This is a genomic window from Qipengyuania sphaerica, from assembly GCF_019711595.1.
Lineage (GTDB): Bacteria > Pseudomonadota > Alphaproteobacteria > Sphingomonadales > Sphingomonadaceae > Qipengyuania > Qipengyuania sphaerica.
On the sequence record NZ_JAIGNR010000003.1, the window covers coordinates 1 to 16883 of the forward strand.

Below are 16883 nucleotides of genomic sequence, written 5' to 3' on the forward strand. Positions count from 1 at the left end.
AGCGCGTTCGAACCCGCCACATCCGGATCATTGCCCGCCGTGTAGGACGAACCGACCGTGAGCGTGACCGCTCCGGCTCCGTCGCCGCTCTCGTCGAGCACGACATCGGCATCGGCATCGAGTTCGATCGCGACCGAGGGTACATCGTCGATGATGTTGACCGAGATCTCGTTGTTGTCGAGCGGGTTGGTGATCAGGTTGTTCGACGCATCGCGAACTTCATACTCGAAGCTTTCTGCATTCAGCACGGTGTTGGTCGTATTTTCGACCATGTCCGTGTCGGTAAATGCGGTGTCGAGCGTATAGGTGTACGCACCGGTCGAGGCGTTGAGCACGATCGTGCCGTAGGTTCCATCGATGGTGTACGTGTCATCGCTCGTGTCGCCGGGCGTGCCATTGTCGCTGAAGACACCGCCGACCAGCGAATAGTGGAACGGGCCGGTGGCGTTCTGGACGGTGATCTGGCCATCGGCGTCGACTTCGCTGTCCGACCCGCTGTCGCTGCCGTTGGGCAGGCCGGCTTCATTGACCAGCACGTCGTCGTCGAACACGTCGCCGGCGACATTGTCGATGCCGATGGTCAGCTGCGCTTCGGCTTCGTCGCCGTCGGCATCGCGGATCGTGTAGATGAACACGTCCGATGTATCGACATTGGTCGAGTTCGGGTTGGATTCGTAAGTGTAGCTGCCATCGCGATTGATCGTCAGCGTGCCCAGAGTGGTGGCCACGACATAGTTGCCGTTGCCATCGGGCATTGCGTCGACAACGCTGCCATCGAGCGTGCGGACCTGCACGATCGGACCTTCATCGGCATAGCCGTCGGCACCCGCAGAGTCGTTTCCGAGGACGCTGCCGCCGATCGAGCCGCCTTCGTCGACATTGCCTGCCGAGACATTGTCACCGGCGATCGGAGTGTCATCGTCGATGGTTACGGTGAAGCTGGTTGTGCCTTCCGAATCGTCGACATCCGTGACCGACACATCGACGGTGAAGCTAAGGTTGTCCTCGAAAGCGATTTCGGTGTCGGAAAGCGTCGCGGGATCATCCTGAACAGGATGCGCCACCGGCTGGAGAAGCGTGACGGTGTAATCGGCGCCGATTGCGGTGATGTTCGAAAGGGTGATCGTGAAGACGACATCGCTCGGATCGCCCTGGGCGTAGCCGGTCAGCGTGTTCGTGCCGGCATCCCAGCTGGTGACCACCGCAGTCCCATCGAGCGTGGTGAGACCGGTCGATGCGACCGAAAGCGTGATCGCATCGAGCGCGTCCGCGCCCAGCGTGTAGCTGATCGTGCCGGTAGTGACCTGAGCATCGTCGCCGGGGCCGCCGGGATTACCGTCCAGACCGTCGATATTGTCCTCGTCCACCAGCGTGTCGGTGGCTCCGACGTTGCTGATACCCGTGTCGGTGACGTCGAAGGTGACTTCACGGGTGACCGTGTCGCCATCACTGTCGGTGACGGTGTAGGTGAAGGTTTCGGTGACCGTCGTCGGGCTCGTGACATTCGTCGGCGAGGTATAGACGAGCTCTCCGGCGCCGTTGATTTCGAGCGAGCCGCCAAAGCTGGTGGTCGGCGTGAACACGATGTCCTGCAGCGGTCCGTCGAGACCGTCGGCATTGCCGTCGATTCCGAGAAGCGTCGCCGCATCGCCGATTACATGTGCACCGCTGCCTTCGGCGAAGGCTGCACCGTCGTAGTCATTGGCTTCGGGAATATCGTCCGACACGTCGACGTCGACGCGGCCGGTTGCCGTGTCACCATCGATGTCGGTGGCGATGACGTTGACGAAGCCGAGATCGTCGAGCTCGTCGCCCTGGCTCGAATGGCCGAGGTAGTTGTCGTCCAGGGTCGCGGTGACGGTTGCATTGTTACCGCTGACCGTCAGTTCGAGCGTGACGACGAGGCGGCCGTTGTCTTCACCGATGATCGTGTCGTCATCGACACGGGTCCAGGTGAGATTGCCGCCAAGCGTCGAGAGGTCGGTCGCAAAAGTGAAGCTTTCGAATGCGTCCGAACCTTCGGTGAAGGCGAGGACACCGGCATCCTGCTCGGGAGCGGCAGGGGTGCTGCCGTCGGCCAGGTTCTGGTCGTCGAGCGTGACGGTGACCGGATCCGGATTCGGCGGCCCCGCACCGTCGGTGATTTCGATCGGCTGCTCGGCCATGTCGACATCGCCGTCGGTATCGGTCAGCGTATAGGTGAAGGTCACATCGATCGGGCCGGCGGACTGGTCGAGACCCGGGTTCGGGTCAAAGGTCCAGGTGCCCTGCATATCGATCGTGTAGGTGCCATTGGCTGTAACCAAGACTGCATCGGTGCCGTCCTGCGGAACGACGACAGTCTGGCCACCAACGGTGATGGCGGTCACGGTTGCTGCGTCGGCACCTTCGGTGTCGTTGCCCATGACATTGCCGCCGATGGTGCCGACTGCGTCTTCCGCAACCGATGCGAGCGGATCGTCATTGGCAGTCGGGACATCGTCCGACACGTCGACGTCGACGCGGCCGGTTGCCGTATCGCCATCGATGTCGGTGGCCACAACATTGACGAAGCCGAGATCGTCGAGCTCGTCGCCCTGGCTCGAGTGGCCGAGGTAATTGTCCTCGAGCGTGGCGGTCACGGTGACCTGATTGGTGTCGGTGACCGTCAGTTCAAGCGTCACCACGAGGCGACCGTTGTCGTAACCGCGGATGATGGTGGAGCCATCGGCTACCCAGTCGAGGCCGGTGCCAAGCGTGGTCAGGTCGTCGCTGAACTCGTAGCTCACGAAGGGATCGCTGCCCGGCGTGAATTCGAGCACCCCTGCGTCGACAACCGGTGTAGCCGGCGTGCTTCCGTCGGCCAGGTTCTGGTCGTCCACGGTTACGGTGACCGGCTCGGCATCTTCGGGCGGGGCGCCATCAGTGATCAGGATGGGCTGCACGGCGGTGTCGGCATCGTCATCGCCGCCAGGACCTTCGGTGATGGTATAGGTGAAGCTCGCATCGACCGGGCCGTTCGACTGGTCGAGACCCGGAACGGGAACGAAGGTCCAGTTGCCGAACATGTCGATCGTGTAGGTACCGTTTGCGGTGATCAGGACCGCATCGGTGCCGTCTTGTTCCACCGAAACCGTCTGGTCGCCAACGGTGATCGCGGTCACGTTGGCGCCGTCGGCACCTTCGATGTCGTTGGTCATGACATTGCCGCCGATTCCATCCACGGAATCTTCGGCAACCACTGCCAGCGGGTCGTCATTGGCTTCCGGATTGTCGTCGACAATCGTGATCTTCAGTTCGCCCGGACCCGGATCGCCGTCGAGATCGGTCACGACGAGCGGGAAGGTCACCTCGGTCTCTTCATCGTCGCTGGTATTGTCGGTCAGCGTGTAGATGTAGGTGATCGTGCCGAGGCCGGTTACCGGATCGTAGGTATAATCCGTGATGGTGAGCGTGCCGGTTTCGTCGGAAATGACGTCGAACGGGAAGTTATCCTCGTCGTTGAGGAATTCCGCGGTAAGGACGACGTCGCCGATCGTGATCGTCGACACACCGTCGAGCGAGGTGAACTCGATCACGCCCGTGACGGTTTCATCGTCACCGTCGTACTCCGAGCCTTCGGATTCGTCGTCGCGCCTATCTGTATCGGGCGGCAACTGGTCTTCATCGACGACCGTCGCATCGTCGCCGGTCGGGACCTTGGTGATGACCGGCGGCGCATCGCCGATGTAGATCGTCAGCGTGGCTTCGCTGGGCGTGCCGTCGCCATCGACGATCGTGTAGGTGAAGACGTCGGTGCGGTCGCCCGGCGTGTCGTGGAAGCGATCGTAGACATAGTTGCCGTCTACATCGATGGTGAGCACGCCGTATTCGCCGACGAGAGGATCTCCAACAGTGTCGACCGCACCATTGTCATTCGAATAGCCGGTAACTGTGCCGTCGATGCCATAACCGTCCGCGCCGGATTCGTCGGCACCGCCTTCATCGTTACCAAGGACGACATTGCCGAAGATCGGGCCGAAAGTGCCGGCTTCGACCTCGTCCACATCGTCGCGCGCGATCGGGTTGTCGTCGATGACGTTGATCTGCAGGTTCGCGGTCGAGGTATCGCCATCGATATCGGTGACCGTCATCATGAACGAGCCGTCGACCGTCACGGCCACCAGATTGTCGGTCAGCGTGAAGGTAAAGCCGATTTCGCCGATTGCGACATCGATGCTGGTGATGGTGAGGAATCCGCTATCGCCGGTGATCGTGTCACCCAGTTCGATCGCGGGAACGCCATCCTCGATGATGTTCACGCCATTGACGCTGACCGTGTCGACGCCGTCGGGCGCGCTGAACACGATCGTGCCGGCGGCTTTTTCCGAATTGGTTTCCGAGCGCGTGCCCTGCGGTTCGCCCACACCGTCGACGGTGCGCACCGGAAGGCCGTCTTCATCGACGGTCGCGATGGCATTGATGACGCCGGCCGGACTGTCGGGCGTCTCGATGACGATGACCGGATCCTGGTCGGCGAGGTAGGGAATGACCTCCTCTTCTTCCGGCTGCGGGAACTGCAGTTCGGTATAGGGAAGCAGGTTGCCGATAGCGTAGGCATCCTGGATATTGCCCGGATCCTGTTCGAAGTCGCCGCCCGAGCTTTGCGGGTTGCCCGCGGCCGGCTGCGGCTCGTTGCCGGTCAGCAGCGCAGCGAGGTTGGCGGCGGGGACGGTAACGCCATCGACAACGATCTGCGGCACGATGATGGCGCCTTCGGGAATGATGATGCGGGTGCCGTCTTCCATGACGATGACAAGGTCGCGGCCCTGCGCGCTCATGTTCTCGAGGCTGGCACCTTCGGGAAGGACGACCCTGCCGTCGGCATCGGGCTGCAACACCATATCGCCTGCACGCATTGCCCGCGCGGGAGCCTGGTTGCCCTGCATCTCGCTACCCTGTTCGTCCTGGTTAAGACCAGTTTCCAGGTTTTCGGCGAAATCCTTGCCCGTTTCGAAGCTGTCCATGTCATCCGTCCTTCTTGCGCCGGGCGGGGTTGCCCCCGTTGCGGACAGCTGGCGGATGTTCGGGCCGGTGGCCGGCTTAGGATCCCCGGGCAGGCGCACCAAGCACCTGCATTACAAGGATCATCCGTTCTGTCTCGCGGTCCCGACTTGTTGTTCGCCCCCACGGCGAATCGAGCCGCAGGATAGATGTGTCGTTGCATGGGAAGTAACCACTGCTTAACACGAGATGCAATCTTGTTAACTTGATTGGACAGATCCATCGCGAACAACATTTGGGCAGACATGACCCTCAAGCAACTTAACTATCGGATTTAGAAGGATAAGACCGGACCGTGTCATTTCGGGACAGTCCAGGCGTCCAGCTGGGCTTTGTTCACTAACCGGATCGATCGGAATTTCGCGACTCGACAAAAGGGCGATAGCCGATCCCGCCGAGGCGCAAACGCACGAGGACCGGCAACCCTCTGATCGGAAAGGAAAGGTCGTTGCGCCCTATATAAAGGGGCCAAACAGGAGAACTTCCGAATCGGCCAGGGAGAGACGAATCGCCAGCCCTTCCGTTCGCCAAACCGCTGAATCGGAAATGGAAAACTTGGACAAATCCGACACAAAGTTAACCATTGCCCTTAAGGCCTTTGCGAGGCAAGCAATTGAAATGCCGACATAATCGATAATCGTTGCAAGAAAGTTGACCCCGCGGTACATTTGATCCAACTTTAATGGGCTTCGAGAGGAGCCAGCGTGCAACGATCGGCGCAACGGGCCGATAATAATAATCGGGCCGCGCCGGTTCCACACTACCCCTCTCGAGCGGTCATCCGGAAATAGATGCCGGGGCCATGTATCAGATGCGGTGAGCCATCCTTGGGGGGTGCCAGCCGTGAATTCAGACTTGGGGTAATTATTATGTTCAAAGCTTTTCTTCGTGACGAATCCGGCGCTTCGGCAGCCGAATATGCTCTGATCCTCGCACTGGTTGGTGCAGGCATCGCTCTCGCTGCCGGCTTCCTCGGCACCGAAGTCCAGACCGCACTGAGCGGCGCTGGCGGCGAAATCGAAACCGCCAACACCAACAACGGCTGGTAAGCAGCTATAGAAGACCCCCGCGACCAATTGGCCGCGGGGGTTTTTCGTCTTCTGGCATTAATGCCATGACTTAAAGACGAAATTGCAGTATAGTTATGGTGAGGCGGCAACTTTCGCCTCTTCCCAAAGGGGGGCCTGGGAATGCGAGGACGTAACCTCTTCATCCTTGGAATCGCGATTTTCATCGGCCTAATTGCCGTTTACATCGCCAATTCCTATTTCAGCGGAGTGCAGGAGCGCGAAGAGCGCCGCGCCGACGAATTGCGCATGGCGCGCATCGTGGTGGCGACACAGGATCTCGCCTTCGGCACAGCCATAACCGATACCAACACGCGGCTGGTCAACTGGCCTGCCACTTCCGTGCCCGCAGGTGCCTATACCAGCGTGCAGGAAGCGGTAGCGGGCGGCCGTGTCGCCTTGCGCCCGATCACAGTGGGCGAACCCATCCTGGCAAGCAAGGTCAGCGGCGCCGACGGGCGCGCGACGCTTGCCTCCAACCTTCCCGAAGACATGCGCGCCGTGGCTATTCCCGTGAACCGGGTGGCGGGCGTGGGCGGTTTCGTCCGCCCAGGCGATGTCGTCGACGTGATGCTGACCCGGCAGATACCGGGTGATGGCGCGAGCAACGAAGACAAGATGACCACCGTCGTCCTCGAAAACGTGCTCGTGCTTGCGACCGACCAGGTGGCGGACGAAAAGAATACGCAGCCGACTGTCAGCCAGACCGCAACGCTTCAGACCGATCTTTTCGGCGCCCAGAAACTGGCGCTCGCCCGCGAAGTCGGCACTTTCACTCTCGCCTTGCGCAATGTTGCGAACCAGGAAGTCGGCTCGACCGAGACGGTCGTCACATCCGATCTCGGCGGCTCGGGCTACCGGGTTTACGGGAACCGCAATCGCGGCGGCGCGAATGCAGGTGGCGGTTCCACTCAGCCGGTTATCAATATTACACCCGCCATGCTCGGCGGCAGCGCGCAGGCACAGCGCAGCGCCGCCGTGTCCCGCCCGCGCGGCCCGACCATGAGCGTCATCCGCGGGACCGACAGCACATCCTATGAAGTGGAGCGTTAAGATGGCACATTTGAAAACGCCTCTCGCCGCACTCGCCCTGGCGCTTGCCGGAACCGCACTCGCACCAGCTGCCGCGCAAGCGCAGGTCTACGGTGAAAGCGGTACGAGCATGCATGCCGGCACTGTCGACATCGCTGTCAACAAGAGCCAGGTGCTGACCGCCGATACGGCGATCGACCGCGCGATGATCGGCAACGAGGATATCGCCGACATCCTCCCGGTTTCGAGCAATTCGATCTATGTCCTCGGCAAGTCCGTTGGCACGACCTCGCTTACGCTCTACGATCGCGCCAACCGCGTCATCGCGGTGATGGATATTTCCGTCGGCCCCGATGTCGCCGGTCTGCGCGACCAGATGGGCCAGCTTGTTCCCGGCCAGCCGATCGAGACGCGGGTCTCCAACGGGGCTATCGTCCTTTCCGGTACCGTCAGCGATGCCGGCGTTGCGGAACGCGCGGTCCAGCTTGCCCGCGCCTATGCGCCGGAAGACAAGATCGTGAACCTCATGACGCTCGGCGGCAGCCAGCAGGTCATGCTCGAAGTCCGCTTTGCCGAAGTTTCCCGCAGTGCCGGGAAAGACCTCGGCGGAGGCGCCTTCTTCAGCAACGGCACCGATGTCCAGGGCGTTTACGGGAGTGGTTCCAGCTATCAGGACGGCATCATCAATCGCGAAGCCATTATTGGCAGCTTCGGCATCATCCGCGGCATCTTCGACGATGTTTTCGGCCTGACCCTCGATGCAACTCTCGATGCCCTTGAAGAAAAGGGTATGGCCAAGACGCTCGCCGAGCCGACGCTCATTGCCCTGTCGGGCGAAACTGCGTCCTTCCTGGCCGGCGGCGAATTCCCGATCCCCGTTGTCCAGCAGGGCGGCGGCGGCGGCCAGGGTGGCAGCAATGCCGTGACCGTCGAATTCAAGCCTTTCGGCGTCAGTCTTGGCTTCACGCCGACGGTGCTCTCCGACAAGGTGATCAACCTCGTTGTGCAGCCCGAGGTGTCGTCGATCGACCCGACCGCTTCGATCGAACTCAACGGGTTGCAAATTCCCGGCCTGCAGACCCGCCGGGCCAGCACGGTGCTGGAGCTGCGTGACGGCGAGAGCTTCGCGATTGCCGGCCTTTTGCAGCGGGACTTCAAGACCACTGTCAACCAGGTCCCGCTGCTCGGCTCGATCCCGATCATCGGATCGCTGTTCCGCTCGAGCTCCTTCCAGAAGGGCGAGACCGAACTGCTGATCGTGGTGACGCCGCGCCTGGTGGCGCCAATCAAGCCGAGCCAGGTCCGCCTGCCGACCGATCGTGTCTATGACCCGAGCGAGGCCGACGTACTGCTCAACGGACAGGCCTATCGGCCCAAGCCGCTCGAACCCATTACCGGCGAGCTGCCGGCCGAAGCGACCGACGCAGACGGAGGTGACTATGAATATTGATAGCCGCAGCATCGGCATCCTGGCCGTGGCCACTCTCGGCCTCGGTGCCTGCACCACGTCCGATGGCAAGTTCGGTATTGCGCCGAACGACCCTTCATGGGGTGAAGCCAACCGGGTGACCATGGCCGCACAGGTCATCGATCCTTCGCCCGAATACGAAAATCCGATCCCGCCCACTTCGGCGTCCAACGCGGTACGGGCGATCGACGCCTATCGCGAAGGCAAGGTCGAGGAGGTTGAAGATATCAGCACGACCGAATCCATCAGCAACGGCGGCGGGCCGAACTAAGTCTGCAGGCATGAACGATGAAGGCGATCAAAACTAAAAGGTTTGTCGGCGACGAGAGCGGCGCGGTTGCAGCCACCTATGCGCTCGCGCTTATCCCGTTGATCGCCTTCGCCGGTATCGCAATGGATTATGCCCGGCTGATGGGCATGGACAGCGAATTGCAGAACGGGGCCGACCAGGCCGCGCTCGCAGGCGCCAGCCAACTCGACGGCCGGACGGGTGCCTGCTCGCGGGCTGCCGCCGCGGCATCGGCCATGCTTACGAACAAGGCGATCCTTGCTTCCGACGACGATACGATCAGCCTGCCGAACGAAGGCGTATGCGATGCGGTCGGCCAGATCCGGTTCTGGCAGGACAAGGCAAAGACCACCGCCGCCACCAATGATGACAACGCCAATTACATAGAAGTCGGCGTCGATCTGCGCACAGTCGACTATGCCTTGATGCCCATCACCGGGCTAATCTCTTCCCCGCAAATCCGCGGCGTGGCACTGGCTGGCATGGGATCGGCGATCTGCAAGCTTCCTCCGATCATGATGTGCAATCCGAACGAGCCTGGCTCGCTCGAATTCCCGGTCGAGAACTACGTTGGTTATGGTGTCCGCCTTATCGCCAATGATGGCGGAGGATATGTGCCGGGCAACTTCGGCTATCTCGAAACCGATGCCGGGAACGGGGCTATTGCCACGGCGCGGACCCTCGGCAGAACGGAAGTCCCGGGCGACTGCACAGCAACCGACGATGTGACCACCAAGCCGGGCGAGCAGATCAGCGTGCTGGATGCACTGAATACGCGCCATGGCATCTACGCCAATGGTCTGAACAACGTGTGTGGCCAGGGCGATGGCTTGTGTCCGCCCTCCGGCAATGCCCGGATCGACCTGCTCAAGAATCAGGGCAACAATTGCAGCATTTCCAACGCCGGTTTCCAAGTGGGCCCCAACCCCTATCGACCGACCACGACCGGCGCATATAATCCCGCCACTCTCGATCCGATGGGTTACCCGCGCGACAAATGCCACGCAGTCAGCGTGACTGGTGTGTGCGGCAGCTTCATTGGCAATGCCGATTGGGACCGCACGAATTACTTCCGCTCCAATGCGCATGTCTGGCCGGGCGGTACAATGCCCCTCAACAACAACTGGGGGAACTACGGTTACACGGAATTGCTGACCGTCCCGCAGAATACGCCTACGCGTTACCAGGTTTATCGTTTTGAAGCGGCCAACAACAAGCTGGGTTCGCAAGCGGTTGGCAATCTGACGGCGCAGGGAGCGCCTTTGTGCCCGACGCCCACCGGAGCAATCCCGCCCGGCAGCGCACCCGACCGGCGCGTCCTAAGCATCGCCGTCATCAATTGCCTCGACCAGAACGTTCGCGGGAAGACCGAAGATGTGCAGGTTAAGGAATGGGTGGACGTATTCCTCGTCGAGCCGTCCGCGCGCCGCGGGAATGGCGCATCGTTGGTGACCGAAGCAAGCGACGTATATGTCGAGATCATCGGCCGTTCGACACTGGGCGGCGGAGCCGACCGGGGGCAGGAAATCCGCAAGGATGTTCCTTACCTGGTGGAATGAAAAGGCTACGCAACTTCTTGCGCGATACGCGCGCTTCGGCTGCGACCGAAATGGCGCTCATGCTGCCCCTGCTCCTGCTGCTGATGTTCGGCGGCTTTGAAGCCGGCGCCTATTTCTTTGCGGAACAGAAAGTCATCAAGGCTGTGCGCGAAGGCGCACGTTACGCAGGCCGGCAGCCGTTCGCCAGTTTCCCGTGCGGAGGCACTGCAGATGCTACCACGATTGCACAGATACAGCAGGTAACGCTTACAGGCACCGTTACCGGTTCCGCACCCCGGGTGCCTGGAATGGCACTTGGGGATATCGAGGTCACCCATCGCTGCGACGCCAGCTTCGACAGCCAGGGTATTTTTGCCGGAACCACCGGCGGAGCACCGGTCGTTCTCGTGCGGGCGAGAAGCGGCTATCCTTCGCTGTTTGCCGGGATCGGTCTTATCGATGACAGCTTCACCGTCGGCGCGGGCGCTGAAGCTGTGGTGAGCGGCATATGACCCGCTTCGTCGCCTTTCTGCGAGACGTTCGCGGCGCAACCGCTGCCGAATTCGCCATGGTCGTGCCGATCATGATCATCTTCCTGTTCGGGATCATGGACGCAGGCTTCTATGCCTGGACACTCAACCAGGGTGAAAAAGCAACCCAAATGGGCGCCCGTTGGGCCGTTGCGACCGATATGGTCCCGTCAGACCTCAGAACCTATAGTTTCGCCACCAGCGGGGGAATTTCGCAAGGCGAGGTCGTACCCCAGTCAGCGTTCCCAGGCGTAACCTGTACGAATACGGGTTGCACCTGCAAGGGAACCTGCAGTTTCGGACTGAACCGCGACGCTGCCGCTTTCGACCAGATCGTGGCGCGCATGCAGGACTATTACGCAGATATCGAGGCCGAAAACGTCCAGATCGACTACGATTGGTCGGGCCTCGGATTTTCAGGAGACCCCAACGGTCCCGACGTCGCACCCATCGTCACCGTTCGATTGATCGACATGCAGCACGATCCGTTGTTTGGTCTGTTGATCGGATCGTTCGGTCTTCCCGATTTCGCCTATTCGCTGACCGCAGAGGACAGTGAAGGGACTTTTTCAAACTGATTTAACCATGAGCAACTTCGAAAACATAAACACCGTGGAGACAGGAACTATGGCCGGATTGCCGGAACGGGTCTTTGTCTTTGCATCTGCTGAAGCTCTTTCCGGACTGGAACAGCTGGCCGACACCGTGACACTGGTCGAAATCGATCCAGCACATCCGTTGCCGGCTGATCTCGTTTCGCAGGCACGCATCGCAGTCGTGGAGGTCGACCCGGTCGACAAGCGCTCTGTCGCCAGGCTCGATGCCCTTCGAGCTGCCCGGCCGAATCTCGCAATCGTCGCCGGCTTGCCCCAGATCGATTTGTCGATCACCCGGATGCTGCTGCGCAAAGGTATCGGCGATGTCGTGGCCATGCCCTTTACGGTCGACGAATTGTTGACGGCAGTGCTCGACGTCGAGCGCGAACTTGGGGCTCAGGAACCCATCGCGGAAGTGTCGCTCGCCCCCGTCATTGCGGTGCAGAAATGCGTTGGCGGTACTGGCGCGACAACTATCGCCACACATCTTGGGCAGATCATCTCGGAGACCCTCGAACCGGGTGCACGCGTGTGCCTCGTCGATCTCGACCTGCAAAGCGGGGATGCCGCGTCCTACCTCGAACAGCATTCGCGCAAGTCCCTGGTTGACCTCCTCGAGGCTGGCAACAGGCTTGACGACGAACTCTTCAAATCGGTTGCTCTTCAGGTAAGCGAGGGGCTCGATATCATTGCCGCACCGAGCGACATCATGCCGGTGGAAGAGGTCGAACTCGCTGCCTTGAACTCGGTCATCGCGATCGCGCGCCGCCGCTATGACATGGTGTTGTTCGATATGCCTTCGTCGCTGACCAATTGGGCGATGTCGGCCATGCTCGCTGCGGATGCGGTCCTGCTCGTTGGCAACACCTCCCTACCGGCTTTGCGCCAAGTGAAGCGTCGCCTTCGCTTGCTCCAGGATTTCGATTTCGCCCGCGAGCGCATCGCAATCGCCATGAACAATGTCCAGTCGGGATTGTTCAAGAAAGTGCATCGCGGCGGGATCGAAGACGCGCTCGGCCACCCGATTGCTGCCCTGGTCCATTCTGACACACAGCTGATCGAACAGGCTCAGACGCAGGGTATCTTCGCTATGGATGTCCAAAGCCGGAGCCGTTTCGCTTCGGACATCGAAGCGCTGGCCGATCACCTGCTGGCGCTGGTCGGGGAGGGCTGATCCATGTGGAAGATCAAGCAGGCAAGCGAAGGTTCAACCGGCGGCGAGATCGAAGCCGCCTATGTCCCCGACGAGGACGAGCAGGAGCGCATCCTTTTCGGCGAAAAGGACAAGCAACGCGAAGCCATGCTCGATCTCAAGGTGTCGATCCACAAGGCACTTCTGGACCGGCTGAACCTCGGAATGCTCGACAAGACGCCGGTGGAGCAGATCAAGAACCAGATCAGCGCGATCATGCCCGAGCTGGTGGCCGATTTCGACCAACCGCTCAATCGTCAGGAACGGGAAAACCTGATCCAGGAAGTAGTCGACGAGCTTTTGGGCCTCGGCCCGCTCGAACCGCTTCTCCAGGATGCTGCTATCACCGATATCCTCGTAAACGGTTACGAGACTGTCTTCGTCGAACGGCGCGGCCAGCTCGAGCGTGTGCCGACGCGTTTCCAAGATGAAAAGCACCTCATGCGGGTGATCCAGAAGATCGTCAGCGCAGTCGGCCGCCGTGTCGACGAAAGCTCGCCCTTCGTCGATGCCCGTCTTGCCGACGGCAGCCGCGTCAATGCCATCGTTGCGCCGCTTGCGATCGACGGCTCGCTGCTCTCCATCCGTAAATTCGCAAAGAGCCCGATCAGCATCGAAAAGATGATCGGGCTCGGCTCGATCCCCGAAGACATGGCTCAGGTGCTCGAAGCGATCGTCGCCTCGCGCCGCAATGTCCTGATCTCTGGCGGTACCGGCTCGGGCAAGACGACGCTGCTCAACGCGATGTCGACCTTCATCGACGAGAAAGAGCGTATCGTCACGATCGAGGACTCGGCCGAACTCCAGCTGCAGCAATCGCATGTCGCGCGTCTCGAAACGCGCCCGCCCAATATCGAGGGCAAGGGCGAGGTCACCCAGCGCGACCTCGTCAAGAACGCGCTGCGCATGCGCCCAGACCGCATCATCGTGGGCGAAGTCCGCGCCGGCGAGGCCTTCGACATGCTGCAGGCCATGAACACAGGGCATGACGGCTCGATGACCACGGTTCACGCCAATACGCCGCGCGATGCGCTCTCGCGTGTCGAACAGATGATCGGCATGAGTGGCATCGATATTACCGGAAAGAGTGCACGCGCACAGATCGCATCGGCGCTGAATGTCGTGGTCCAGGTCGGTCGCCTTTCCGATGGCCGTCGCAAGGTGAAGAGCCTGTCAGAACTTACCGGTATGGAAGGCGATACCATCACCATGCAGGAAATCTTCCGGTACAAGATGACCGGACGGGACGATGACGGCACCGTGCAGGGTCATTTCGAGGCAACCGGTATCCGACCAAAGTTCCTGCAGGATGCAGAAGCACACGGCATCCACCTGCCGTCGCACCTCTTCCGCCCAGAAGTAAGGATCGGCTAACATGGCCGATACCGCAGTCCGCATCATGTTCTTGGTCGCCGTCTTCGTCGCGGTGTTCCTCATTGCCCAGACTTTTGCGCGCAGCGCAGCGCAGAAGAAGAGCCAGGTTTCGGCCGTTAACCGACGGCTTTCCATGATCCAGTCGGGAGCAGACCGTGACCAGGTCATTGCCCAGCTTCTGAAGAACAGCCCCCGACAGTTCCCAAATCTTCCGCCGATCATCCGAGGGATAGCGGAAAACTTCCAGCGCACGATTTTCGCCTCTGCGATACCGTTCAGCACACCACAGGTGGCCATCATGATGGCTGCAGCTTTCGCGGTCGTATTTGGCGTAACCCTGCTGGTCGCAGCCGGTCTGGGCGCGAGGCTCGGCTTCGGCACTATCCAGCTGGCTCTGCTGTTTACGATCGCGATCGCCATCGCCTTGCCTTATATGGTCTTGCAGCGAATAGCGGCTTCGCGCAGGGCCAAGGTCGAAAAGCAATTTCCCGTCGCGCTCGACATATTCGTGCGTGCGCTGCGCTCTGGTCACCCGGTCGCTTCAGCCATCGAGCTTCTGACCCGGGAAATGGACGATCCCATCGGAACCGAATTCGGCATTGTCGCGGACGAAGTGACCTACGGCGCCGATCTCGTCACCGCGCTCAACTCGATGGCAGAGCGGTGGGACCTCGAAGACATGCGCATGTTCGTCGTGTCCCTTGCAGTGCAGAGCGAAACCGGCGGCAACCTGGCGGAAATCCTCGAAAACCTTGCGCAGGTCATTCGCGAACGGGCGGCGATGTACATGAAGGTACGCGCGCTCAGCTCGGAAGGCCGGATGACGGGATGGATGCTTTCGATCCTGCCCGTCTTCGCATTCGTCACGACCTTCATGGGTTCGCCCAGCTTTTATCTCGATGTGGTAGACGACATCATCTTCCAGGTCGGCTCGATCGTCTTGGTGGTCCTGTATATTATCGGCGTGATCATGATCCGCCGGATGATCGATATCGAGGTCTGATATGGTCGAATTGGCAACCTCGAACTGGATAATCCGCGCAATGGTGCTGGCGCTGCTGTTTGCGCTGGTCGTCGTGTCGGTCTTTATCGTCTCGAACTGGAATGCACGCAGGCGGGCATCTTCCGAGCAGCTCGCCAAACTGGCCAAGGGGGAGTCGGCCGGGTATTCGGGAAGCCTCCTCGAACAGGAGCGAGAGGGCCGGTGGTCACGGATATCTTCCGCGATCGAAGATTCCGGAATCAAGCTGACCGACACCAATGACGACAAGATGGCCAATCTGCTGAGGTCAGCCGGCTATCGCAATGCATCGGCGCCCCGCATCTTTACTCTTGTCCGGGTCGTGATGGTGATCGGTTTCCCGGCACTCTATCTCCTGTCCGCATCGACTGCGGCCGAACCGCCGTCCATCCTCAAGCTCTACTTCTTTTCGGCACTGTTCGCAGTGTTCGGCTTTTATCTTCCCACCCTGTTCGTGCGCGCGAAAGCCGACCGGCGGCAAAATGCGATGATCAACGGGTTCCCGGATGCGCTGGACCTGCTCCTAGTCTGCGTCGAAGCAGGTCTGGGCCTGGAGGCCGCCCTTGCCCGGGTGGGCCGCGAACTTTCCTCGACCCATCCGCTTGTCGCGGAACTGTTCGCCGAGACCACACTGATGATGCGCGCCGGCGCATCGCGAGAAGACGCGTTGCGCCGTATGGGCACGAGCTCCGGTGTCGACGAGATCCGTTCGTTCTCCACGCTCATGATTCAGTCGGACAAGCTCGGCACGAGCATTGCCAGCACCTTGCGTGTCTACGCTACCGAAATGCGCGAGGCGCGCCGCATGCGGGCGGAGGAAAAGGCCCACCGCCTTCCAGTTCTCATCTCGATACCACTGGTCGCATGCATGCTGCCGACGATGATCGGCGTTCTCATTTTGCCAGCTGCAATTGGCTTTGTTCGCAATGTCGTGCCTGGCCTGTCCGGAGGAGGAGGATAATCATGAAGCCTGCCACCACACTCGCGCTTGTCGCGCTCGCCGCCAGCCTCGGAGGATGCAAGAGCTTCGTCCAGGCGTTCGACTTTTCCAAGCACTCCTCGGCGCCGAAATATGCCATCGGACCAGCCGATCTCGAAGAAGGTCGCGATCACCTGCGCGCCGGGCGCTTCGGCAACGCACTTGCGCCCTTGCATCGCGCGGCGCTCAATCCGGAAACGCGCGGCGAAGCGCTCAATGCGCTCGGCGTTGCCTATGCCAAGATCGGTCGTGCCGACCTGGCGGAACGCTATTTCATCGCGGCTGCTCGCGTGGATTCGGGAAATGAGCGGTTTGCGGCCAATCTCGACCGCTTTTATCGCAGCGACCTCGCCAACGATGCGCGGCTCCTATTCGCCCAGCGCGAACGCGCGCGAGAACAGTTTGCCGCCTTCACGCAGAGCGAACAGGCACTCCATCCGGTTGCTGTGAGCGAAGAGCGCATGGTCACGAGCGGCGGGCAGTCGCACAAGATCACGATCTCGCGCGGTGCGACTTCGCAAAGGGTCAGCCGGGTCGCAGATACTCCGGCCATAACGGCCGCGCCGGCAAGCACTCCTGCTCCGCGGGTTCGCGTTTCGGAAGGTACAGGCGTCCAGCAATCGACGGTCGCGCGTCCCGCCGAGATTTCCATCAGCACCAAGGCGCGCCCTGCTTCGCCGCGCGTGCGTGTAGGCAGCGCAGCCTCGACCGGCAATTACCCGGTCCGCGTCCGCTTGCCCGCACGGACGGGAACTGCACGCGGAAACTGATAAAT

13 protein-coding genes are annotated in these 16883 nt (G+C 60.9%); 12 read left to right on the top strand and 1 reads right to left on the bottom strand.

Annotated features, from left to right (window positions below; translation table 11 throughout):
* Window positions 1-4985: beta strand repeat-containing protein (locus tag K3178_RS09770; RefSeq protein ID WP_247713718.1), on the bottom strand; the 4985-nt coding region annotated here is incomplete at its 3' end.
* 906 nt (window positions 4986-5891) lie between these two features.
* Between K3178_RS09770 and K3178_RS09775 the strand changes: the two genes are divergently transcribed.
* The 12 genes from K3178_RS09775 (at window position 5892) to K3178_RS09830 (ending at window position 16878) form a co-directional block, all read left to right on the top strand.
* Window positions 5892-6071 (top strand): Flp family type IVb pilin, encoded by a 180-nt coding sequence (locus K3178_RS09775; RefSeq protein ID WP_221571246.1) that lies wholly within the window; start codon window positions 5892-5894, stop codon window positions 6069-6071.
* Between the two features lie 141 nt (window positions 6072-6212).
* Entirely contained in the window at window positions 6213-7142 is a 930-nt protein-coding gene (gene cpaB / locus K3178_RS09780) for a Flp pilus assembly protein CpaB (protein WP_221571248.1), read from the top strand.
* Window position 7143: 1 nt separating this feature from the next.
* Complete coding sequence (locus K3178_RS09785; RefSeq protein WP_221571250.1) at window positions 7144-8571, top strand: type II and III secretion system protein family protein; 1428 nt, start codon at window positions 7144-7146, stop codon at window positions 8569-8571.
* Entirely contained in the window at window positions 8561-8860 is a 300-nt protein-coding gene (locus K3178_RS09790; RefSeq protein WP_221571252.1) for a hypothetical protein, read from the top strand. Before K3178_RS09785 ends, K3178_RS09790 begins: the two co-directional genes overlap by 11 nt.
* A 17-nt stretch (window positions 8861-8877) precedes the next feature.
* Window positions 8878-10437 carry a TadE/TadG family type IV pilus assembly protein gene (locus tag K3178_RS09795; RefSeq protein WP_221571253.1) on the top strand — a complete coding sequence of 520 codons (1560 nt, stop codon included), beginning with the start codon at window positions 8878-8880 and terminating at the stop codon, window positions 10435-10437.
* Entirely contained in the window at window positions 10434-10928 is a 495-nt protein-coding gene (locus tag K3178_RS09800; RefSeq protein WP_221571254.1) for a TadE/TadG family type IV pilus assembly protein, read from the top strand. Before K3178_RS09795 ends, K3178_RS09800 begins: the two co-directional genes overlap by 4 nt.
* Complete coding sequence (locus K3178_RS09805) at window positions 10925-11524, top strand: TadE/TadG family type IV pilus assembly protein (RefSeq protein ID WP_221571255.1); 600 nt, start codon at window positions 10925-10927, stop codon at window positions 11522-11524. The genes K3178_RS09800 and K3178_RS09805 overlap by 4 nt, the downstream gene beginning before the upstream one ends.
* Before the next feature lie 49 nt (window positions 11525-11573).
* Window positions 11574-12716, top strand: a complete 1143-nt coding sequence (locus K3178_RS09810) for a CpaE/TadZ family protein (protein ID WP_221571256.1) — start codon at window positions 11574-11576, stop codon at window positions 12714-12716.
* 3 nt (window positions 12717-12719) lie between these two features.
* Window positions 12720-14108 (top strand): TadA family conjugal transfer-associated ATPase, encoded by a 1389-nt coding sequence (locus tag K3178_RS09815; RefSeq protein ID WP_247713720.1) that lies wholly within the window; start codon window positions 12720-12722, stop codon window positions 14106-14108.
* A gap of 1 nt (window position 14109) precedes the next feature.
* Window positions 14110-15111 (top strand): type II secretion system F family protein, encoded by a 1002-nt coding sequence (locus K3178_RS09820; protein ID WP_221571257.1) that lies wholly within the window; start codon window positions 14110-14112, stop codon window positions 15109-15111.
* Window position 15112: 1 nt separating this feature from the next.
* The gene (locus K3178_RS09825) at window positions 15113-16090 is read left to right on the top strand and encodes a type II secretion system F family protein (protein ID WP_221571258.1); all 978 of its coding nucleotides are present in this window, start codon (window positions 15113-15115) and stop codon (window positions 16088-16090) included.
* A gap of 2 nt (window positions 16091-16092) precedes the next feature.
* Window positions 16093-16878 carry a tetratricopeptide repeat protein gene (locus tag K3178_RS09830; RefSeq protein ID WP_221571259.1) on the top strand — a complete coding sequence of 262 codons (786 nt, stop codon included), beginning with the start codon at window positions 16093-16095 and terminating at the stop codon, window positions 16876-16878.
* Window positions 16879-16883 lie beyond the last annotated feature (5 nt).

Coding starts and splice junctions, on each gene's coding strand:
- K3178_RS09775 (WP_221571246.1), top strand. CDS start 5,892: ATGTTCAAAGCTTTTCTTCGTGACGAATCCGGCGCTTCGGCAGCCGAA.
- K3178_RS09815 (WP_247713720.1), top strand. CDS start 12,720: ATGTGGAAGATCAAGCAGGCAAGCGAAGGTTCAACCGGCGGCGAGATC.
- cpaB (WP_221571248.1), top strand. CDS start 6,213: ATGCGAGGACGTAACCTCTTCATCCTTGGAATCGCGATTTTCATCGGC.
- K3178_RS09825 (WP_221571258.1), top strand. CDS start 15,113: ATGGTCGAATTGGCAACCTCGAACTGGATAATCCGCGCAATGGTGCTG.
- K3178_RS09790 (WP_221571252.1), top strand. CDS start 8,561: ATGAATATTGATAGCCGCAGCATCGGCATCCTGGCCGTGGCCACTCTC.
- K3178_RS09810 (WP_221571256.1), top strand. CDS start 11,574: ATGGCCGGATTGCCGGAACGGGTCTTTGTCTTTGCATCTGCTGAAGCT.
- K3178_RS09820 (WP_221571257.1), top strand. CDS start 14,110: ATGGCCGATACCGCAGTCCGCATCATGTTCTTGGTCGCCGTCTTCGTC.
- K3178_RS09805 (WP_221571255.1), top strand. CDS start 10,925: ATGACCCGCTTCGTCGCCTTTCTGCGAGACGTTCGCGGCGCAACCGCT.
- K3178_RS09785 (WP_221571250.1), top strand. CDS start 7,144: ATGGCACATTTGAAAACGCCTCTCGCCGCACTCGCCCTGGCGCTTGCC.
- K3178_RS09800 (WP_221571254.1), top strand. CDS start 10,434: ATGAAAAGGCTACGCAACTTCTTGCGCGATACGCGCGCTTCGGCTGCG.
- K3178_RS09830 (WP_221571259.1), top strand. CDS start 16,093: ATGAAGCCTGCCACCACACTCGCGCTTGTCGCGCTCGCCGCCAGCCTC.
- K3178_RS09795 (WP_221571253.1), top strand. CDS start 8,878: ATGAAGGCGATCAAAACTAAAAGGTTTGTCGGCGACGAGAGCGGCGCG.